The organism is Streptomyces sp. SID3343 (assembly GCF_009865215.1).
GTDB lineage: Bacteria > Actinomycetota > Actinomycetes > Streptomycetales > Streptomycetaceae > Embleya.
Genome location: NZ_WWJX01000207.1, coordinates 1 through 1,211 on the forward strand (window position 1 = coordinate 1; position 1,211 = coordinate 1,211).

At 66.6% G+C, this 1,211-nt stretch carries 1 pseudogene; it reads right to left on the reverse strand.

Annotation, left to right across the window (positions count from 1 at the left end):
* Positions 1–914: pseudogene (locus GT354_RS07435) on the reverse strand (hypothetical protein); the annotation flags it as partial.
* Positions 915–1,211 lie beyond the last annotated feature (297 nt).

Here is a 1,211-nt window from a genome sequence, read left to right on the forward strand (position 1 = left end):
GTCCCGTTCCCGTCCCAGTCACCCGCGACCGGAACCCAGTTGCCCCCGTTGCCGTACTTGAACGACGTCACCGAACCGTCCGCGTGCCGCAGATAAAACGTCGAGTCCTCCGGCCGATACACCCCCACCAGGTCCGCGCCACCGTCCCAACGACCCACCACCGGCCGGTCACCCGGATTCCCGAACAAAATCGACGTGTCCCCCATGTAGAACGTCGACGTCCGCGGATCGTACGCCGCTTCCTTGTCGGAGCCACTTCCGTCGAAGTCACCGGACAACGGCACCATCGGTGTGTTGCCGTACTTGAACATCGGCCGCGTCGCCTCCGACGCGCCCGCGGAATCCGCCAGATACCAGGACATGACCCGCTCGGCCGGCGGCGGCGTGGAATCGACGACGTTCTTGTAGCGGTACGGCATGAAGCCGTTGGCGTTGATGTACGACCGGGAGTAGGTCGCCTTCCGGGCGTCGGTGCCGGAATGGGCTTCCTCGTAGATGTTCGCGGTCGTGTGGCTCGAATTGGTCCAGCCCGCGAACAGCACGACGTGGGTACTGATGTTGTCGATCATGTCGCCGGGCTGCAGGTCGTCGAGGCTGCCGAGCTTGATCGCGACGTCGTCGAGGGTCCAGGTGACGCGGCTGGATCCCAGGTGCCAGGACATCGACACGAAGCCCGAACAGTCCTGCCGGTAGCTGCCGTTGCTGTCGCTCCACCACTTCGACTGGCTGTACGGAACCCCTTCGTCCACCCAGGACTGGGCGCGGGCCATTATTTCCGACCGGGTGATCGGGCCGTCCACGGTGGACGTGCCCACCGCCTGTGCGGGCGTCGCGGTGGCCGCCGCGGCCAGGCCGATCAGCAGTGCCGTCGCTGCTGCGCCGGATACCGTCTTGGTCGTCTTCTTCGGCTTCATGCCGGTTCTCCTCGTTCATCGCGTTCGGGAGGTGGTTTTCGGCACGCAGTGCACCGATGCACGGGCGTGCCGGATCGAGCCGGCGCGGAGGTGAATCACCCACGCGCCCGCGGGCGGGCAGGGTCACGGAACTCGGTACTCGATCGCGGGGTGCGTCACGTCGGCCGAGCCGTTGCTGTCGGGGATGGGATGGGGCTGGATCACCGGCGGAAAGTCTCCCGCCGGGTCGGGTCAGACTTTGACGACTCCGGGGGTGGTGGTGTGGTTGCCGTCCCAGTCGCCGACCACGGGGGTGTC